The 16076-nt window shown below is 56.8% G+C and carries 16 protein-coding genes; 10 read left to right on the forward strand and 6 right to left on the reverse strand.

The genetic code is table 11. The features are described from left to right. Positions 1–3: 3 nt before the first annotated feature. Entirely contained in the window at positions 4–855 is an 852-nt protein-coding gene (locus ADN00_RS05465) for a ParA family protein (protein ID WP_075061956.1), read from the reverse strand. 209 nt (positions 856–1064) lie between these two features. Here ADN00_RS05465 and ADN00_RS05470 point away from each other — a divergent pair, with 209 nt between their 5' ends. The 4 genes from ADN00_RS05470 (at position 1065) to ADN00_RS05485 (ending at position 4106) form a co-directional block, all read left to right on the forward strand. Further along, positions 1065–1889 carry an ExeA family protein gene (locus ADN00_RS05470; protein ID WP_075061957.1) on the forward strand — a complete coding sequence of 275 codons (825 nt, stop codon included), beginning with the start codon at positions 1065–1067 and terminating at the stop codon, positions 1887–1889. Continuing rightward, positions 1886–2224 carry a hypothetical protein gene (locus tag ADN00_RS05475; protein ID WP_152966267.1) on the forward strand — a complete coding sequence of 113 codons (339 nt, stop codon included), beginning with the start codon at positions 1886–1888 and terminating at the stop codon, positions 2222–2224. The genes ADN00_RS05470 and ADN00_RS05475 overlap by 4 nt, the downstream gene beginning before the upstream one ends. Before the next feature lie 102 nt (positions 2225–2326). Beyond that, entirely contained in the window at positions 2327–3163 is an 837-nt protein-coding gene (locus ADN00_RS05480; RefSeq protein WP_075061959.1) for a phage antirepressor N-terminal domain-containing protein, read from the forward strand. Positions 3164–3212: 49 nt separating this feature from the next. Further along, complete coding sequence (locus tag ADN00_RS05485; protein ID WP_075061960.1) at positions 3213–4106, forward strand: DnaA N-terminal domain-containing protein; 894 nt, start codon at positions 3213–3215, stop codon at positions 4104–4106. Here the strand turns inward: ADN00_RS05485 and ADN00_RS05490 are convergent. The 4 genes from ADN00_RS05490 to ADN00_RS05505 are packed head-to-tail and all read right to left on the reverse strand — an operon-like array spanning position 4103 to position 8523. Beyond that, a complete protein-coding gene (locus ADN00_RS05490; RefSeq protein ID WP_075061961.1) occupies positions 4103–4783 on the reverse strand; it encodes an LON peptidase substrate-binding domain-containing protein in 681 nt (226 codons plus the stop codon). The genes ADN00_RS05485 and ADN00_RS05490 overlap by 4 nt on opposite strands. 56 nt (positions 4784–4839) lie before the next feature. Continuing rightward, the gene (locus ADN00_RS05495; protein WP_075061962.1) at positions 4840–6075 is read right to left on the reverse strand and encodes an L-serine ammonia-lyase; all 1236 of its coding nucleotides are present in this window, start codon (positions 6073–6075) and stop codon (positions 4840–4842) included. A 45-nt stretch (positions 6076–6120) separates the two neighbouring features. Next, entirely contained in the window at positions 6121–7659 is a 1539-nt protein-coding gene (locus ADN00_RS05500) for a hypothetical protein (RefSeq protein WP_075061963.1), read from the reverse strand. Between the two features lie 36 nt (positions 7660–7695). Continuing rightward, positions 7696–8523, reverse strand: coding sequence for a LabA-like NYN domain-containing protein (locus ADN00_RS05505; protein ID WP_075062164.1), 828 nt, complete (start codon positions 8521–8523; stop codon positions 7696–7698). Positions 8524–8707: 184 nt separating this feature from the next. On the opposite strand from ADN00_RS05505, the gene ADN00_RS05510 reads away from it, so the two are divergent. The 6 genes from ADN00_RS05510 (at position 8708) to ADN00_RS05535 (ending at position 14422) form a co-directional block, all read left to right on the forward strand. Beyond that, positions 8708–9400, forward strand: coding sequence for a 2-phosphosulfolactate phosphatase (locus ADN00_RS05510; protein WP_075061964.1), 693 nt, complete (start codon positions 8708–8710; stop codon positions 9398–9400). A 22-nt stretch (positions 9401–9422) separates the two neighbouring features. Continuing rightward, the gene (locus ADN00_RS05515; protein WP_075061965.1) at positions 9423–10412 is read left to right on the forward strand and encodes a carbohydrate kinase family protein; all 990 of its coding nucleotides are present in this window, start codon (positions 9423–9425) and stop codon (positions 10410–10412) included. Beyond that, positions 10405–11322 carry a carbohydrate kinase family protein gene (locus tag ADN00_RS05520; protein ID WP_075061966.1) on the forward strand — a complete coding sequence of 306 codons (918 nt, stop codon included), beginning with the start codon at positions 10405–10407 and terminating at the stop codon, positions 11320–11322. Before ADN00_RS05515 ends, ADN00_RS05520 begins: the two co-directional genes overlap by 8 nt. 239 nt (positions 11323–11561) lie before the next feature. After that, a complete protein-coding gene (locus ADN00_RS05525; protein WP_075061967.1) occupies positions 11562–11954 on the forward strand; it encodes a hypothetical protein in 393 nt (130 codons plus the stop codon). Between the two features lie 80 nt (positions 11955–12034). Continuing rightward, positions 12035–12844 carry a BtpA/SgcQ family protein gene (locus tag ADN00_RS05530; protein ID WP_075061968.1) on the forward strand — a complete coding sequence of 270 codons (810 nt, stop codon included), beginning with the start codon at positions 12035–12037 and terminating at the stop codon, positions 12842–12844. A 108-nt stretch (positions 12845–12952) separates the two neighbouring features. Continuing rightward, positions 12953–14422 (forward strand): MFS transporter, encoded by a 1470-nt coding sequence (locus tag ADN00_RS05535; RefSeq protein WP_152966268.1) that lies wholly within the window; start codon positions 12953–12955, stop codon positions 14420–14422. Here the strand turns inward: ADN00_RS05535 and abc-f are convergent. Continuing rightward, positions 14395–16047, reverse strand: a complete 1653-nt coding sequence (gene abc-f / locus ADN00_RS05540; protein WP_075061970.1) for a ribosomal protection-like ABC-F family protein — start codon at positions 16045–16047, stop codon at positions 14395–14397. The two genes, ADN00_RS05535 and abc-f, sit on opposite strands and share 28 nt — an antisense overlap. Positions 16048–16076 lie beyond the last annotated feature (29 nt).

Consider the following 16076-nt stretch of genomic DNA (forward strand, 5'->3'; position numbering starts at 1 on the left):
TGATTACCTCCCTGAAACCCGCTGCCAGGTGGCGTTGAGAACAATTTCAACCAGCTCGGCGTATTCCTGGGTTGCCCGCGAACTGGAGGCGATAGCTTCGCTGGTGCGCGCGCGGGGCGGGCGGTACGTGAAGACATCCATGTGGGTGGAATGGGCATAGGCCAGGTCGGTGGATTTGTGAATGGGATTGAAAACCTGGTGGGGGTAGCGGGAAGTCAGCTCGTTGAGAATATCGTGGGTTTCGCCGCGCTGTTCGTCGCATAAGGTGGGCAGGTATCCCAACACACGCAGATCGGGCCGGAAGTGCATCCGCACCTGTTCGATGGTCTTTTGCAGTTCGCGCAAGCCAGAGACGCCCAGATAGCTGGTTTCCACCGGAATGATGACATCGGTGGCGGCAACCAGGGCGTTGACCAGCAAATCGCCAATCGTTGGAGGCGTGTCAATAATAATGTAGGCAAATTGCGACTGAAGCGGCTCAATGGCGCGCATCAGGCGGCTTTCGTTGGCCATCAGGCTGGGCAAAATGCGCGAAGCGTCTACCATCGCGTTGCGGTTGCCGGGCAGCAGAAATAGATTGGGATGGTGCTGAGCGTGCTGCAGAAAGCGCTGCGCTGAGGGCGGCGGCGATTCGGTCAGCAGGGCAGCCAGGGATTGGTGAGCCGGAGCCTCGTGCTGGCCAAAAGCCGAAGCAAGCAGGGCATGCCCCTGCGGATCCATATCAATCAGCAGAACTCTTCCCAGGGCGCCGGGTTGATCCTCCAGGCGCAGCGCCAGACCGGCAGCCAGGTTTACCGCGGTTGTGGTTTTTCCCACACCGCCTTTTTCATTTGCGATGGTGATGGTGATTGCCATGGGCTTCCTCACGAAGATGTACAACAGATGAGTATCATTACCAGAATGAATACCATTTTCAGGACGATATAGTCTATATTAGCACAAATGGAGATTAGCTTCAATAAAGTTGTGCTAATTATCATGGGTCTAGCTGTAAGTTGCGCTAATTCTATTGCAATTGAATCGATTCGGTGCAATAATAGGGTCAACTTTGGAGGAGATAGCCTATGTTGGATACGTTCAGCGATGATGAGTGGCGTCTTGCGCGCATGGAGCGGCTTGGTCTCAAAGAAGATCCTTTCAAATTATCCGCAGACCCGCGTTATTTATACCTCGGAAACGAGCATCTGTCAGTATACCGGCAGGCTTTAGCGGTGATCTCTCGCCGGCGCGGGTTGGCGTTGATTAATGGGGATATGGGAATGGGCAAAAGCTCACTTGCCCGGCGGCTGTATGATCTCTACGCCTCAGAAGATGGCGTAGAAATTTGCTATATCCATACCGCCGCATTCAAGTCGGCGATGGACGCGGCGCGCCAGATCTCCAACGCGCTGAACGTGCCCCCCCAGCGCAGCTTTCAGCGCCAGATGGAAGGGCTGGAAAAGAAGGTGGCCGAAGCGTACACCGCCAACCGCAACGTAGTGGTGCTGCTGGATGATGCCCAATTAATGAGCGCCGAGGCATTGGAAGTGATTCACCGCCTTTACAACTTTGATTACGACTCCAAAGTAGTGCAGGTGCTGGCGTTTGGCCAGCGGGAAATTATTCCCTTATTTGAAGCCAACAAAGCCGTGAACGCGCGTGTGTTTGTGCGCCTGGTGCTGCCCCCCTTAACCCTGGCGAGCGCCCTGCAAATGGTGATCTTCCGCCTGCGGGTGGCTGGGCGCAGCGAACCCCTCATCGATGACGATGCTTTTGAGTTGCTGTACGAACGGTCTGACGGCGTGCCGCGTGAGATCATCCGTCTGTGCGCGCTGGCAACCGACTATCTTCTGACCAGTGATGAGCCGTTCATCAATCTGGATATTGTTCAAGAGGTGATTGAGAAATGACCCCTCCGAGAGCTTCCTCCTCCTCCAAGACGGCCTGGGTTCAGCTATACGAAGCCCGGTCGATGATCACTGAAATTGAAGTCTCCAGAACACCGGGCAGGCCGCCATCCCCTGTTCCGCGCCGGAAAATCGGCACAACCCTCTCCCAGGGTGAAATCCATGAGCTGAACAAGTGGCAAAAACGGCTTTCCGACCTGCTTGACCGCAAGGTTTCTACCGGCGAAACGGTGGGAATTTTGGCACGGGTTTGCTCCGCCCGCCTTGCGCGTATCCAGGATCAGGGAAATCCGAAGACGCTGGAAGACCTGGTGCAGCGAATGATTGGAGAGAAATAATTTCTTCCAAAAATTCGTCAAATAAAAGGAAGAAATTATTAGATCGTGTAGTCATGCAGGGGGAGGCCATCATGGCCCTCCCTTGAGAAAAGGAACAACTGAATGGCTGGTGGACCACCTGTTTTTAAACCCGAGCAAGAACGAAAACTGCTCTTTCGCGGAAAAGAAATCGCCACGGCTGATCTGCGGGATGGAAAAGGCTACGTTTCGGTGCGCTCGTTGTGTGAGGCGTTCGGTCTGGACCAACGCGCGCAGCGCCGGCGGTTATTGCGGCAGCAAGGCTACTTTGCTCCCTACACAGCCACAATCCAGATGAACACACCCGGCGGCCCGCAGCCAAACCTGTGTCTGATGGCCTCGTCCGTTCCGCTGTTTCTTACGGGGGTGGAACTGGAACGGGTGCAGGACGCTGAGACGCGGGATTTGCTGACCGCCTTTCTGGATGAAGCGCACACGGTGCTGGCCGAGCATTTTGGGATCAGCGAGCGTGGTGAACTCCAATTCCTGCGCGAGTCCGTTTCTCGCATGGTTGCGGAGCAAGAGCAGTTTGAGGATACCATCTCAAAAAAAGTAGAAGCGGAGCTGGCTGACCTGCGCCGGGCGCACGAAGAGAAGGTGCAGCAAATTCGTGAAGCCTTTAGCGATCTTCGCCAGCAGGTAACCCGCCTCGAAAAGGTGGCCGGCCCCAAAGCACGCCTGACACCTGAGGAATTGGGCCAGCTCCGCCAACTGGTAGCTTCATTGGGAACATTGCTTCAGGAGCAGGGAGTGCCTAAGCCGTATCCAGGTATTTATATGGATATCACCCGCCTGACCGGAGTGAGCCGCTCGGAAGATATTCGCCGGGAAGATTTTGCAATGGTGGTGGACTTTTTAGAGGGACAGATTCGCGGACTGACAAAAGAAAACGCCAAACCTGCCAAAGCAAAAGATGTTTAGGGGATGCCGTTCGCAAAAGGCGTTACAGCCTTTTGGAAGGTGAAATTAAATGGAGCACATTGTCCAAAGTAAACCACCCTCGTTCAAGGTAACCGGATACCGGGATGCCTGGCAGATGGTGTTGAATCAACTGCAGATGGAGATGTCGCGAACCTTGTTTGATACCTGGGTTCAGCCGCTCCATCCGCTTGGATTCAAAGAGGGCGTGTTTACCCTGGGCGCTTTCAACCCATACGCGCGGGACTGGGTGGATAACCGCCTGCGCAGCCGGATCACACGGTTGTTGGAGGGGGTGTTTGGCGAGGCGATTGATCTGCGCGTGGTTGTATCCAATGGTTTTTCCAATCAACCGGCAGCCGAATCTGAGCAGGATGAATCCGAAGAAGAATCGGATGGCGACACAGCCATTTCAGACACGCTCCCGGAAGACATTGAACCCGGCAAGAAAACAAAAAAAGTTGCCGCCAAGCCCGCGCAGCCTTCTCCGCGCAAGGTGATGTTGCAGCGCGCCTACGGCAGCAAGCGCGCGGCCGTCATCCAGCCGGAACGGGGCATGTTTGTAACCCTGTACTTTTTGCAGCAGTGGCAGCCGATAATCGGCCATTCGGCGGTGGCTATCATTTTGGCTTCGCGCTCGATGTGTTATTGGAATCCGCTGACCGGCGAGCTGCGCAACGAGGTGGAAACCGAGATGGCCGAGCTGGCCAAACGGGCAGCTGTCAGTGTGCGCACAGTGAAAGATGTGTTGAACCAGGAGCTGGTGAAACAATACTTTCTTCGCTATCGCGTGCGCCGTGTGATGACGCCCAATGGAATCCGCACAGCGGGCATTATTCTGCAAGTGCGCATGGACGATCCGCTGACCCCTGAAGACCAGCAAGAGCACGGCCTGCAGGAAGAAGAGCACTGGTATTCGGTTGAATTTGATGGGGAAGAAGACTAATTCAACCAGGCGGCCCGGGCGGCTTCCTGTTCGCTGATGTCTTGAAGATGGGGGTTCACCTGCAGCTCGCGGCGGTAGAGGCGGGCGATGTTGTTCACCAACACATCCATACTTTCCGAGGATAACAAATCTTGTTTCTCAATAGTGGGAAGCTGCAGGAGTGACGCGGCCATCTGCACAAATGTTTGCGGATCTTCGGGCAGTTCCAGCTCATTCAGGTCCATGCGCTCTTCGTCATTTTTGGCGTTGCGCATTAGCTCGGTAACCATGGCAAGGTAACCGCGCACGTTGTTTCTGAGCCGGGCTGCGCTGCCGGAAAAGGCCTGTTCGTCCTGAATGTCTAAAGGGAGCGGTTCTACCTGCGCGATCAGGTAGGGGTGGTCTCTGGTGATTTTCACAATGCGAAAGCGCTCGGTTCCAATGGCGGCGATATTCATTGTGCCGCCTTCGAGCGGCTCCACTTCCACAATGCGGGCGGCAGTGCCAATTTTGTAGGTTTTGGCGAGCGGCCCCAGCGATTCCATGCCATGCTGGATGAGCACAACCCCAAAGGTCTGGTTGCTTTGCAGCACTTCGCGCATCATCAGCCGATAACGCAGTTCAAAAATATAGAGGTGCACCGGCATCGACGGGAAAAGTACCATGTGCAGGGGAAATAAGGGCAATTCGTAGGTCATTGCTCTCATTTTAACCCTTCAGTATGGAAGGGAGTATAAGCTGTATAACTTTTGATCTAGTCCCCGCTGCGGGTGTCTGCTGGTGATTGGGGTGGGAAGCGGTAGGTCAATGCCAATCCGCCTGATGCAGTCTCGCGGTAAAGTGAGGGTAAATCATGGCCGGTTTGCTTCATTACCTGCAGCACTTCATCAAAAGAAACGCGGTGCGTGCCATCGGAGTAAAGGGCGTAGCTGGCACAATCCATGGCGCGGGTGGCGGCAAAGGCATTGCGCTCAATGCAAGGGATTTGCACCAGGCCATTCACCGGGTCGCAGGTAAGGCCCAAATGGTGCTCAAGGCCCATTTCTGCCGCATATTCAATCTGGCGGATGGTACCGCCCAGAATTTGGGTGGCGGCCGCGGCGGCCATGGCGCAGGCCGAGCCAATTTCTCCCTGGCATCCGACTTCTGCGCCAGAAATGGAGGCGTTGTGTTTAATCAAATTTCCGATCAGGCCGGCGGTGGCCAGAGCGCGCAGGATCACCGCTTCACTGCAGTCCATGTGGTCTTGCACATGCTTCAGCACAGACGGCAGCACTCCGCCCGATCCGCAGGTGGGGGCCGTAACGATCAGCCCGCCGGTGGCGTTTTCTTCGGCGACTGCCAGCGCGTAAGCGGGAAGATAGCCATGTTTGAGAAAATTGGCGCCGTTGAGTTTGATTTTGCGGTAATAAACGCTGGCCTTGCGGGAAACCCCCAGCCCTCCCGGCAAGACTCCTTCAGCTTGCAGACCACGCTGAATGGACTGCTGCATGGTTTGCCAGATGAAACTCAAAAAGCCCCAAATTTCCGGGCCTTCTTGCGTTTCCACATACTCCCAAAAAGCCTGCCCGGTTTGTGTGCACAATTTCATGATGTCGCGCATAGACCCAAGCGGATAAACCGAAGCGGCTTCTGAGGGTTTTTGCCCTTCTTCCAGAATGGCGCCCCCGCCAACGCTGTATCCCTGCCAGACGGAAATCTGCTGGCCTTGTTCATCCAGCGCTTCAAAGCGCATACCGTTGGGGTGAGCTGGCAGCAGCTCATCCGGCTTCCAGACCAACTCAACCGGGCAAGGCGCCAGCGCGCGGGTGATCGCCAAATCGGTGAGATGGCCTTTCCCGGTGGCTGCCAGGCTGCCGAAGAGGGTTACCCGAATGGAGCTGGCATGCGGCACGCGTTTATAGAAGTCCTCAGCGGCTCGCTGCGGGCCAATGGTGTGGCTGCTGGAGGGTCCGTGGCCAACGCGGAATAAAGATTGGATGCTTTCCATGAGCGGGATTTTCCTCTACACCATGATGGAAAAACAGATTCATTTCTACCGCTGAGTGCGGTGATAAATGAGCATGGCCTTGCTGCCGTAAATATCGGTGGGCAGGCTATCCCACAGTTGATATGCCGCATGGAACTGCGGGTCTGCCAGGAAAGTTTTTCGCCCGTACACTTCGAGGATGATAATCCAGTCGGGCTGCTCTTCAAGGATCAGGCGGGTCGGAATGGCGTAGTTGGTTACATACGACTCAGCCGGGATGGGGTAGTAGTCCAGCGTCTGGCCGGAGTTGAGACCCACCGTATCAAGAATATAGGCATCGGTAACGAAACCAAGCATGCCCACGTCTCCGGCGGCCAGCACTTGGCCTGGGCTTAAGAGAGGTTTGATCTGCTGGGCGGCTTTCTGGTAGAGTAACTCCAGCTCGAACCAGGCCATTTCCGGGGCGGGGCGGTCGGGTCCGTGGCTGGGATGGAGCTGCCAGGCGGAGACCAGGGAAGCAAAAGGCAGGATGACGATCAGCAGTCCCAAGACAGCCAGTTTCCAGACCGGTTGGCGCGCGCCGGCGGTGATTTTAAGCAGTTTGTTCAGCACAACCTGCAGCCCAACCAGGCAAAACAGAAAATAGGCTGGCAGGGGCGGGGTGAGATACCAGCGAAAGATCAGTGGATTGGGAAGAGCGAAAGTGAGGAAGTAGAGCCAGGGATAAAGCAGCAGAACCAGCAGGCGCTTCTCGGCGCGCCAGGCGTTCAGCGCGCCGGCAATATATAAGGCCGGGAAGATCAGAATCCCCAGCAGTGTGCCGGTTGACCCCAGAAAATTGTACTGGTGCAGCAGGTTGGCGTAATGCTGGATGAGGCGGATCAGCGCGGCATGTTCGTCCAGGCGGTAGACGGCCAGCTTGGCTTGAATGGAATGCGGGATGGGGCTGCCAAAGAAGGTGGCAGCAAAGACCGCCCAAGCCAGGGTGGGAACAAAGAAAGCCACGATTTCCCTCAGGGTGAGTTTTTCTCCCATTCGCAGGGCGCGCACCAGGCGGTCCAAAGCCAGGGGCCCCACCAGAATGAGCGCGTCGGGGCGGGTGAGGATGGCAAAGGCGGCAAACAGGGTGGTGAGAGCCCGCTTTTGGTGGAGATAGGCGTAAACCGATGCCAGCAGCAGAAAGACATACACGCTGGTTTCCATGCCGCCGATGGCGAAAGAGACGGAAAAGGGCGCCACGGCCCAAAGAAGCCCGGCGGCGAACCCCGCTAGCTCGCATTTCAGGCGCTTGCCAATCTGCCATAGAATCAAAGCGCTCAGGGAATCAGCAGCGGTGTTGTAGATCAGAGCCAGCCAGGGGAAAGGCGCGTTTGTGCCGCCGGTGAAGGCGGCCAGGCTAACCATGCTCAATGTGTAAAAGGGGGTGGTGGTGCCCAGGATTCTCTCGCCGGGGTTGAAAACAAAGCCCTGACCGGCCAGAATGTTGCGAGCGTAACGGAAGGTGATGTAGGCGTCATCAATCGTACGTGGGCCGGGAATAAATCGCGCCGCCAGGACGATCAGCACCAGGAGGATTGGAATCCCGTATTTTCGCATGGAAGCCATTACTTTGTTTAACCGCGTATCTTTCAATCGTGAATCTTATAATCGTGAGATAAGCTGAATATCCACTGCTTGCAGGCCGCGTTCCGATTCAGTCAGTTCAAATTCAAAAATCAGGTTGCGGCTGGGGAGCTGGTTGGCCGAAATGCGGTCATAGGGCAGCTCCGAGTCGTGGAAGAAGGCCGTGCCAAAGGGCGAGAGAGGATTGCGGGTATCGGTGAGCCACAGATTGTTATTGATCGTCTTCATGAAGCGCAAGAAGCCAAACGACTGCGAAGCGTGATGCCAGTAACACCAGCCGCGCGTGCGCGAGCCTACGTCTCCCCAATTTACTTGCTGGTCCTGCTCAATGGGGATCAAATTGGGAATCAAGAAGCCGGAGACGTAGAGATCGGCTTCTTCACGCAGCGCGCGCGAAACGTTGCTAAGACCGACCACTTCAACCCGGCAGCCGCGGTTCTGCAGTGCCTGAACCAGGCGTACAAAGTCGCCGTCGCCGCTGGCGATGAGAACCTTGTCGAGATGTTGAGACTGCACCATCGCGTCGACTGCCAGGTCCAGGTCCGCATCAGCTTTTCCATAGCGGTTTCCCGATTCGTCCTGATACCAGCGAATTTCTTTGACAATCACTTTGAATCCCAGGTCGCGCAGCGCAGAATGAAAACTATTGATGCCCTCTTTGTAAGCATAATCCTGCCCGGCGCGTTCTGCGTCGTAACTGACATAGGCGTTTAAGCGCAGGGGCTCTGCCATATCGCGGCAGGCGAATTCACGCAAAACGTCGTAACGCATGCGCTGGCCACCATTGCGGTACATATTGACGACATCCACATAAACACCGACTTTAGAGGAAGAGGAATTTGGCATATAATCTCCTGGTTCGCGTGAAAATTTTTTCTTGAAATGGATCAAATTGGATATATTTTTAAGAAAATTATAAAGCATAAATCCGCTTCGCGGATGATGGCGGCACGTGAATCGCGATAGAATATTTCATTCGGGCTTGCGTTTGCGCGTGGCTCAGGCCGTACAGGTAGATGAGGAAGGCACGATGCGATACAAATATTGGTCATTGGACGATTGTCACCATGCCAGCGGCGTAGTGGTTGTAATTGATGTGGTGCGGGCGTTCACCTGCGCGGCCGTTGTGCTGGCTGGCGGAGCGCAACGCGATTACCTGGTCAGCGGTGTGGAAGAAGCGCTGGCTTTGCGCCAGCGCCTGCCCAACGCGGTGGTGATGGGTGAAATCGAGGGGATTAAGGTGCCAGAGTTTGATTTTGGCAATTCGCCATCGCAATTGAGCAGAATCAATTTTCAAGGAAAAACGGTAATACAACGCACCACTTCGGGAACGCAAGGCGTGGTGCGCAGCCGCCAGGCCGAAAAGATTTTCGCGGCCAGCTTTTGTGTGGCCGGGGCAACCGCGCGCGCCATTCGCGCGCTGAAGCCCGCGGAGGTGAACTTTGTTTCCACCGGTATCCGGGACGATGGACGGGGTGATGAAGATGTGGCGCTGGCCGATTATCTCGCGGCACTCCTATCCGATAAGCAGCCAGATCCGCGGCCGTACCTGGAACGGGTCAAAAATTCGCTTGTAGCCGGGCTGTTTACCAATCCTGACGACCCCGACTTTCCCTCCGCTGATATTCCCCTCACCATGGATTTGGACCGCTATGATTTTGCCATGCCGGTTACCTGGGAAGAGGGGATCGCGTTCATTGATATCCATTCCCGCCAGGGATAACGGCTGAAAGCGGGAGATATCCATGATGTCAGGCGTGATGAAGCGGAGACGGACAAGCAACCAGGTGGTTTCTCTTGGCGACTTGGTGCTGGATATTCTGGTTGAAGAGGTACGACTGCCGGTAGAGGTGAAAGGCCACCAGCAAACTGGAGCCGTGCGCAGCGAGCCAGGCGGGGCGGGCAACTTTCTCATCACAGCGGCGCGCCTGGGCCTGAAAGCAACCGCGCTGGGTGTGGCAGGGGGCGATCCGTTTGGCAGGCAATTATTGGAACTGTTCCAACAAGAGGGCGTCGCCACGCAGTTGGTGGAGATTCATAAGGACGAGCGCACCTCAACCGTGTTTGTGCTGAAGGACAAAGAAGATAGCCATGCGTTTCTCGGCAGTCTGGCAGATGGCAGGCCGGTGTGCTTCTCTACCATGTGGCAAGAAGCGCTGCGAACCTGCGACGCGCTGCAGTTATGGGGTTATTCGCTGCTGGAAGAGCGCGTGCGCCCGGCCATTCCCTCCGCGCTGGCATTCGCGTGCCAATGGGGGATACCCATCTTTTTTGACCCCGGGCCGCTGGCTGCCCGCATTGAACCTGCTCTGCTTCAGCAGGTGATGCGCCAGAGCGCGGTCATCTGCCTGAACCAGGAGGAAATTTTTCCGCTGACCGGCAGTTGCGAACTTCATTCGGTAAAGCGCTTTCTCGCCGAAGGGGTGAATCTGGTTTGCGTGAAACGCGGCAACCAGGGTTGTGTCGTATTTCAGTCGGATCAAGAAGTTGAACATGCCGGTTTTCCTGTTTCTGTGGCCGATACAGCCGGGGCGGGAGACGCCTTCAATGCCGGTTTGATGTTTGCCTGGCTGCAGGGTTGGGCACCGGAGCAAGTGGCAGCTTTTGCCAACGCGGTGGGGGCCGCCAAGGCGCGCAAGCAGGGCACAGGCCGGCAAATGCCCACCCTTCAGGAAGTGCTGGCGCTGCTGGCTGAGTATCGGGTGAATGTTCCCGCGTTGGTGAACGATGATTGATTACCTGGCTTTTACCCTGATTCTGGATGATATCGCCATGCCGGATGGAACCCTTCAATCGTCTGTGTTGGGGGGTGGCGGACCGCAAACCGCGTTTGGGATGAGCCTGTTCTCTCAGCATGTGGGGATTGTTTCGGGCGTGGGGCGCGACCTTCCCGGTGAGGCGCGCGATTGGTTCGCCGCACATCAGATCGATACTCAGGGTCTGGCCGCTTCCGATTGGCCCACGCTGCGGGCTTTGCAGGTAATGAGCCGCAATGGAAACCGGCAACAGGTGTGGAGGTCGGCAGGAGAAGCGATTGCGCGCCAGTTAGGCTGGCGGTTGGAAGACCTGCCAGAGGCCTACCGCAGGGCGCGTGGTTGGCACCTGGGGATTCACCCCGATCAATTTGACTTTGAACGCCTGTGGGCGATTAAAGCAGCGCCAGGAAGAGTGCTCAGCGTGGAAGCGTTTCGCCCGGCCGGGCGGCCGGTGTCGCCAGCAGAGCTGCAAGGTCTGCTGAATTGCGTGGACATCTTCTCGGTGAATTTGCAGGAGGCGTATTCCCTCGTCGGTGAAGGCACGCCAGAGAAGCTCTGCGAACGGTTTATGCGCCTGGGAAAAGCCCTATTTGTATTGCGTATAGGTGATCAAGGCTCCTGGGCTGCCAACCCGGGCACGGGTGAGATCGTTCACGCACCGGCGGTGAAGGCGCCGGTGCGGCACGAGGTGGGCGCCGGGAATGCGTACTGCGGCGGGTTTCTCACCGGCTGGGTTGAAGAAAACAATCTGCGAGAGGCCTGCGCGAGGGGCGCCGTGGCGGCTTCATTCTGGATTGAAGGAGGGCCGCGCTGGACGGCAGCGCCCCCAAGAACGGTGCTGGAGTCCCGGCTGGAAGAGGTGAAAGCCAGGATGGTCACTGTGGGATGAATCCCGCACCATTTTTTGCCATCATTTTCTAATCGGTGGGTGAGCGTAGGTTTTGCGTCAAGCACAAAAAGCGCCGGGCAGGTATGATAGTTTCAACAGCAGGCAACAAGACAACTTTATCTTCTTCTCCTTTCAAGAATAAGAGCCGGGTAGGCGCACCCGGCTCTTATGAGTTAACCTGGAAGGTTCTTTGTGCCTGCGTGGTCTCAACCCATACTATCATCAGGAGAATATGGTTTATGCCGCAACTGGAAAAAGGTGGAAAATGGGTTTTCGGCTGGTCCATCGTCGGGGTGGGCGGTGAAATTGCCATTCCCCCGGCTGCTTTTAGCGAATACGGCTTTCGGGTTGGCAGCGAAGTCTTGTTTCTGCGCGGCAGCCGCCGTTCAGGAGGGTTGATCATTGGTCTGCCCGAAAGATTGGCTCAGAGCAAAATCTCTTTACAATCTCGTGTAATCGAGCAGGGTTGTATCGAAGCGGGCGGACGGATTAAAATACCTGAGATTGCGGGTGTGAATCCCGGCAGCCGCCTGTTGGTTGTGCGCGGAAGCAGACTGGCATTATCTTTCCTGGCATACGGGCCGATTGTTGAGATCGCCCAGAATCACCCTGAGATCGAAATCTTTGTGTAGGGATAGGCTGCCATTCAGTCAAGACCGTCCAAGGGACTATGGCGCAAGGGTTCTTAACCAACGAATGCGTGGAGAATTGCATGACCTGGATTAAAGAGTTATTTGGCGTGGAAAAACCGGTGATTGCCATGTGCCATTTATTGGCCATGCCGGGCGACCCCGGTTACGATTCGGCGGCCGGTGTGGCGGGGGTTGTGAGGCGTGCCCGTGCCGATCTGCTGGCGCTGCAGGAGGGCGGGGTGGACGCGTTGATGTTTTCCAATGAAGCCAGTCTGCCGTACCTGACCAAAGTGGAACCCGTTACCGGTATGACCATGGCGCGCGTGATCGGCGAGCTGCTGCATGAAGTGAAACTGCCTTTTGGGGTGAATGTGTTATGGGACCCGTTTGCCTCAATTGACCTGGCGGCGGCCACCGGGGCAAAATTTGTGCGCGAGATTTTCACGGGGGTGTATGCCAGTGACTTTGGACTGTGGAACACGAACTGCGGCGAGGTGGTGCGGCACCAGCAGCATATCCACGCCCAGGGAGTGAAGCTGCTGTTCAATATTGTCCCCGAGGCGGCGCGCTACCTGGCTGACCGCGATATTGTTGAGGTTGCCCGCTCGACCGTGTTCAATGCCCGCCCGGATGGGTTGTGCGTTTCGGGGCTGACCGCCGGCGCTGAAACAGACGCCTCTGTACTGGCAAAAGTGAAGCAGGCGGTTCCGCAGACGCCGGTTTTTGCCAACACGGGCGTGCGCCTGGAGAATGTGGAACAGCAGTTAGCGGTTGCCGACGGCGCGGTGGTTGGCACCACCTTCAAACGCGACGGTACTATTTGGAATGAGGTGGATGCTGCGCGGGTCAAGGCGTTGATGGAGCGGGTGCGCTCCATCCGGCAGCGCTGAACGGCTGAGGGTCAATTTCCGCATCGAACTATCCTGAATATTGGCGTATAATCAGGCGGCGCGGCGCTTTTGCCTGCAATTTAACGCGCCTGAAGGATGCCTGTAACCATGGAGAACCAAGAACCGAACCGAAGAGAATTATGGCTGGCATTGATCGGAGTGGGGGCGGGGGTGTTTATGTCCACCCTCGATTCGAGCATTGTTAATATTTCGCTGCCGACCCTGGTTGAATCCTTTCAGACCAGCTTTGCCAATATTCAGTGGGTGGTGCTCAGTTATTTACTGGTGCTCACCTCGCTGATGCTGGGCGTGGCGCGCCTGGGGGATATGTACAACAAGAAGCGCATTTACCTGGCAGGGATGATTCTGTTCGCGTTCAGTTCACTGCTGTGCGGGCTGGCGCCAAACATTCACTGGCTGATCGCCCTGCGCGCCCTGCAGGGGTTGGGGGCGGTGTTGATGCAGTCGCTGGGCATGGCGATTGTGACGCAGATTTTTCCGGCGAAAGAACGCGGGCGTGTGCTGGGCATCATGGGTGGGATCGTCTCCATTGGCATCGCGGTAGGTCCGCCGCTGGGCGGTTTGCTGATCAGTCTGGCGGGCTGGCCGTCGGTCTTTTGGGTGAATGTGCCCGTAGGTATTCTGGCGGCCTGGATTGTCATCCGTTATGTGCCCGATCTGAAACCCAGCCACCCCGATCAACGCTTTGATTTTGTAGGCGCGCTGATTGTGATGGCCTTGATGAGCGCTTACGCCCTGGGAATGACCCGCGGGCAAGAGACCGGGTTTGGCCAGCCGCTGACTCTGGTTCTGCTGGCGGCTGCCGCGGCCGGGGCCGGCCTGTTTGTGTGGGTGGAACGGCGCATTTCCCAACCGATGGTGGATTTGCATTTGTTCCAGAATCCGTTGTTTGGTCTCAATTTGTTAATGGGTTTGCTGGTGTTTATTGTGCTGGCCGGCAATTTTGTGATGCCGTTCTTCCTGGAGCTGGTCAAAGGCTACCCCGCGCAACAGGTGGGCTGGATGCTGATGGCTTTCCCGGTGATCATGGGGCTGGTGGCCCCGGCGGCGGGCGCGCTTTCGGACCGCTTTGGCTCGCGCGGAATCAGCTTTTTAGGATTGGTGATCCTGCTGGCTGGCTGCCTGGCGGTATCCACGCTGCGGGAAGAGACCGGCGCCTGGGGGTTCATATTGCGCGTGCTGCCCATGGGGTTGGGGTTTGGCTTGTTTCAATCTCCCAACAACAGCGCGATTATGGGAAGCGCGCCCAGGGAGCGTCTGGGGGTAGCCTCTGGACTGCTTTCGCTTTCGCGGACGCTGGGGCAAACTTCGGGTGTGCCTCTAATGGGGGCGCTGTTCACCGCCCAGGTGCACGCGGCCGGCAACCTGCCGGCGAACCTGGATGTAACCGAGGTTGCGCCGGCTTTTTTGGTCGCGGGGTTTGATGGCACTTACCGCATTTCCGCCGTTCTGGTGTTTGCTGCCGCGCTGCTGGCCTTGTTTACCTGGATGCTGGACAAGAAAGTCGGCATCCGCGCGGCCAGCCAGGTTCAGGAAAAATCCAGCGAAATCGGGTAGCGCCGGATTTTTCCCTGCTCCACCTGCCACAGCTCGGTGGCGAATCCGTCGATAAAGTACCGGTCATGCACAACCGCCAGCACCGTCCCTTCAAATTGCGCCAGGGCTTGCTCAAAACGCGTGCGCGAGGGAATGTCGAGGTGGTTGATCGGCTCATCAAGGATGAGAAAGTTGCAGCCGCGGATTACCAGGCAGGCCAGCGCCAGGCGGCTGCGCTCGCCAAAGGACAGGCTGCCCACCGGCACGAAGACATCGTCTCCGGTGAACAGATAAAAGGAAAGAAACGCGCGCGCTTCCGTTTCGGGCATGGGGCGCAGGCTTTGAATGGTTTCCAGCGGGTTGAGACGCGGGTTGAGATTCTCCTGCTCCTGAGCCATATAGCCGAATTGAACGCCCGACCCCAGGCGGCATTTGCCGCGCAAGGGTTCAATCTGCCCGGTGATGGTGCGCAAGAGGGTGGTTTTGCCGCAGCCGTTGGGGCCGGTCAAGACGATCCGCTGGCCTTTGCGAATCACAAGGTCGATATCGTCAATGAGCGCTTTTCCATTGTAGCCTACGGCCAGTTCATCTAATACCAAAACATCTTGCCCGGTGGAGACCTGGCTGGCAAATTCAATCTTTACCTGCCAGTCCTGGCGGGGCTTATCGATGTGCTCGTCTGTCATCAGGCTTTCGATGCGTTTTTCAATATTCTTGGCGCGGCGAATGGTTTCCAGCGTGCGGTTGCCGAAGAAACCCCGCGCGAACCCGTCATTGGTATCCCCTTTGCCGCCTTTTTTGAACGCTGCCTGGCCGCGCACCTGCCTGGCCGCCCGCGTGAGGCGCGAAATTTCCTCTTGCTGGTCTTTATACGCCTGCCAGTGATGGGCGTGCTCGGCCAGTTTTTGCTCCAGGTACTGCGAGTAATTTCCCGCGCAGGATTTTAAGGAATGGGTGTTGTTGTCAATTTCCAGTATTCCGCTAGCCGCGCGGTCTAAAAAGGCGCGGTCATGCGAGACGATGAGGACAGCCCCCGAAAACTGACTCAACCAGTTTTCCAGCCATTCCAGCATTTGCAGGTCCAGGTGATTGGTCGGCTCGTCCAGCAAAAGCAGCTGCGGCTGGCTGGCTAGCACGCCGGCCAGCGCCAGACGGGTTTTCTGGCCGCCGCTCAGGTAGGCAACAGGCAGGTCTTGAGGCAGGCTGGCCAGTCCCAGGGCGTGCAGCGCGGCTTCGCCTGTACCGGCGGACTCCCCGGCGGCGGTCAGTAACGCGAGGATCTGGTCGTAGCGGTCTTGCAATTCGCGGTCATGCGGGCGATCAGTGAGCTGGCGGGCAACCGATTCCAGCTCTCTGGAGAGGGCAGGCAGGTTGCCTTCCATCCGGCGCAGGTATGTGAGGATGGTTTCACCCTCCAGAAATGCCTGCCCCTGGGCCAGATAGCCTACTCGCAGATGGGGCGGGTTCTTTTGAACGCTGCCTGAATCGGCGCTTTCGACCCCGGCGATGATCTTAAGAAGGGTTGTCTTGCCGCACCCGTTGGCGCCGATCAGGCCGAGGCACTCGCCGGCTTGTAAAGTGAATGAAACGTCAGAGAGAACAGTTTGGATAGCGTAGGATTTTGAAATTTGATGAACGGTTAACATGGTGCAACCTGCCTTTAAATAAAAACGAC

The sequence above is a fragment of the Ornatilinea apprima genome (genome assembly GCF_001306115.1).
Classification (GTDB): domain Bacteria; phylum Chloroflexota; class Anaerolineae; order Anaerolineales; family Anaerolineaceae; genus Ornatilinea; species Ornatilinea apprima.

Bases quoted from the DNA above. Each gene is read 5' to 3' on its own strand.
- abc-f (WP_075061970.1), bottom strand. From the start codon at position 16,047: ATGTTAACCGTTCATCAAATTTCAAAATCCTACGCTATCCAAACTGTT.
- ADN00_RS05505 (WP_075062164.1), bottom strand. From the start codon at position 8,523: ATGCCAAATTCCTCTTCCTCTAAAGTCGGTGTTTATGTGGATGTCGTC.
- ADN00_RS05475 (WP_152966267.1), top strand. From the start codon at position 1,886: ATGACCCCTCCGAGAGCTTCCTCCTCCTCCAAGACGGCCTGGGTTCAG.
- ADN00_RS05535 (WP_152966268.1), top strand. From the start codon at position 12,953: ATGGAGAACCAAGAACCGAACCGAAGAGAATTATGGCTGGCATTGATC.
- ADN00_RS05490 (WP_075061961.1), bottom strand. From the start codon at position 4,783: ATGACCTACGAATTGCCCTTATTTCCCCTGCACATGGTACTTTTCCCG.
- ADN00_RS05530 (WP_075061968.1), top strand. From the start codon at position 12,035: ATGACCTGGATTAAAGAGTTATTTGGCGTGGAAAAACCGGTGATTGCC.
- ADN00_RS05480 (WP_075061959.1), top strand. From the start codon at position 2,327: ATGGCTGGTGGACCACCTGTTTTTAAACCCGAGCAAGAACGAAAACTG.
- ADN00_RS05495 (WP_075061962.1), bottom strand. From the start codon at position 6,075: ATGGAAAGCATCCAATCTTTATTCCGCGTTGGCCACGGACCCTCCAGC.
- ADN00_RS05510 (WP_075061964.1), top strand. From the start codon at position 8,708: ATGCGATACAAATATTGGTCATTGGACGATTGTCACCATGCCAGCGGC.
- ADN00_RS05470 (WP_075061957.1), top strand. From the start codon at position 1,065: ATGTTGGATACGTTCAGCGATGATGAGTGGCGTCTTGCGCGCATGGAG.
- ADN00_RS05515 (WP_075061965.1), top strand. From the start codon at position 9,423: ATGATGTCAGGCGTGATGAAGCGGAGACGGACAAGCAACCAGGTGGTT.
- ADN00_RS05500 (WP_075061963.1), bottom strand. From the start codon at position 7,659: ATGGCTTCCATGCGAAAATACGGGATTCCAATCCTCCTGGTGCTGATC.
- ADN00_RS05525 (WP_075061967.1), top strand. From the start codon at position 11,562: ATGCCGCAACTGGAAAAAGGTGGAAAATGGGTTTTCGGCTGGTCCATC.
- ADN00_RS05465 (WP_075061956.1), bottom strand. From the start codon at position 855: ATGGCAATCACCATCACCATCGCAAATGAAAAAGGCGGTGTGGGAAAA.
- ADN00_RS05520 (WP_075061966.1), top strand. From the start codon at position 10,405: ATGATTGATTACCTGGCTTTTACCCTGATTCTGGATGATATCGCCATG.
- ADN00_RS05485 (WP_075061960.1), top strand. From the start codon at position 3,213: ATGGAGCACATTGTCCAAAGTAAACCACCCTCGTTCAAGGTAACCGGA.